Source organism: Amycolatopsis sp. SID8362 (assembly GCF_010550475.1).
In the GTDB taxonomy this organism is placed as follows: Bacteria; Actinomycetota; Actinomycetes; order Mycobacteriales; family Pseudonocardiaceae; genus Amycolatopsis; species Amycolatopsis eburnea.
On sequence record NZ_JAAGNB010000315.1, the window covers coordinates 1 to 1,820 of the forward strand.

The following is a 1,820-nucleotide window of genomic DNA, read 5'->3' on the forward strand; positions in this document are numbered from 1 at the left end:
GGCGGTCTGGCTGGCGTGCGCCGGGCTCGGCGCGCTGGCCACCGCGGGGTTCGCGTTCGGTACCAAGCTTCCGCGCGAGGTTGGCGCCTCGGACGCGCGGAACGGGGAGCGATCCCCGGCACCCGCCACCGGAACCGGTGGTGGGCCGTCAAGGGAAAGGGTAACGCCATGAAGCAGGAGCAGTTCTCCTCCGAGACCGCCCCGGAAGCCCTGGTCGTCAACACCTGTGTCGCGGCGAGCCTCGTCGTGAACACGTGCGTGGCCGCGAGCCTGACCGTCAACACGTGCGTCGCGGCGTACCTCCCGGAGCGCTGATGACCGCTGTGCGCGAAGGGCTGCCCGGCCGGAGCGGTGAGCGCCGCTCCGCGCCGGGCCCCGGCCCGATCGTCACGCGGCTGCGGTCCTTCGCCGGTCTGGAGGGCACCCCGGACGCCCTGCACCTCGCGGTGGCCGACATCCGCCAGGTGGACCTCCCGTGGCAGGCCGACCCGCAGGGCTTCGGCACGTCGTGGGACGACCCGGCGCACGCCCGCGTGTCCGCCTGGGGTGAAGCGGTGGAGCGGTACTGCGCGACCTGGCCGCCCGAGGACCTCGTCCACGGCAGCCACGACGACCTCGTCGCACGCGGGCTGACGGCGCTGTCCCCCGCGCGCCTCGCCCTGTACTCCCCCCGCCAGTACGCCGCCCCCGGCTTCCCGTTCACGCCGTTCGTCGGCTCGTCGCCGGTCCACTGGGTCCGCGCGACGTCCCTCGACGGCGGTGACGTCCACGTCCCGGCGTTCCTGGTCCACACCGGCTGGCCCCACGTGCCGAAGGCGGTCGAGGAACCCCTCCACGCGTTCCCGGCGATCGGCGGCACGGCCACGGGCGAAACCCTCGAAGCCGCGATCCGGTCCGGGTTGCAGGAAATCGTCGAACACGACGCCTCGGCGGTCTGGTGGCTCAACGGCGCGCCCCAGCCCACCCTGGCCCCGACCCCGCGCCTGGCGTCCCTCGGTGGCGACGCCCGCTTCTGGTCGATCGAAAACGCGTTCGGCGTCCCGGTGATCGCGGCGGCGGTGCGCTCACCGGAGGGCTGGCTGACGGTCGGCACGGCGATGCGCCCCGACCCCGAGCAGGCGGCGCTGAAGGCGCTGGCGGAGGCGTACACGCTGCAGATCACGTGCCGGACGCTCGACAACCGGGAGGCGCTGACCGGCGACCGCCGTGGCCCCTTGCGGCCGTGGCGGGCGGAGCGGGACTACACCGATCTCTACGGTCCGGGCGACCTGGTGGAGCTGCTGTGCCACCAGCAGTTCCACCTGGATCCGCGGGCTGGGGAGGCCGCGCTGGCCTGGGCTTCGGGTGGTTCTGCCCTCGAGTGGGAGGCGATCCCGCGGCCGGTGGACGACTCGCTCGACGCCCTCCACGCCCGGGTCGCGGCGGCGGGGCACGAGGTCCTGTACGTCGACCTGACCACGCCGGAAGCCGCGGCGGAGGGGGCGCGGGTGGTGCGGGTCCTGGTGCCGGGCACGGTCGGCACGGCCCCGGCGGCGTATCCGCCGTTGGGCCTGCGACGGGTCCAGGACCTCGGGGCGCGGCTGGGCTGGTACGCGGAGCCGTTGGCGGAGGAGAACCTCAACCGCGCCCCGATGCCCCACGGCTGAGATACCCGGCAGCGGCGAGCTGGGCCGGGCCGGCATCCGGAACGCCCCGCCGCCCCAGCGAAGCCGCTGCCACCCTCCGCCGGGCACCACCGGCGCACGAGGTCCAGCACCGCCCGAGCGAAGCCGCCACCCCCATCCGCCGGGCGCCAGCCACACCCCGCCGACGTGCCACAG

The 1,820-nt window shown here is 75.1% G+C and carries 2 protein-coding genes; both read left to right on the top strand.

Annotation, left to right across the window (positions count from 1 at the left end; translation table 11 throughout):
* Positions 1-168 precede the first annotated feature (168 nt).
* Positions 169-315 carry a hypothetical protein gene (locus tag G3I65_RS10590; protein WP_160695942.1) on the top strand — a complete coding sequence of 49 codons (147 nt, stop codon included), beginning with the start codon at positions 169-171 and terminating at the stop codon, positions 313-315.
* On the top strand, positions 315-1,646 hold the full coding sequence (locus G3I65_RS10595) for a YcaO-like family protein (protein ID WP_160695943.1): 1,332 nt from the start codon (positions 315-317) through the stop codon (positions 1,644-1,646). The genes G3I65_RS10590 and G3I65_RS10595 overlap by 1 nt, the downstream gene beginning before the upstream one ends.
* Positions 1,647-1,820 lie beyond the last annotated feature (174 nt).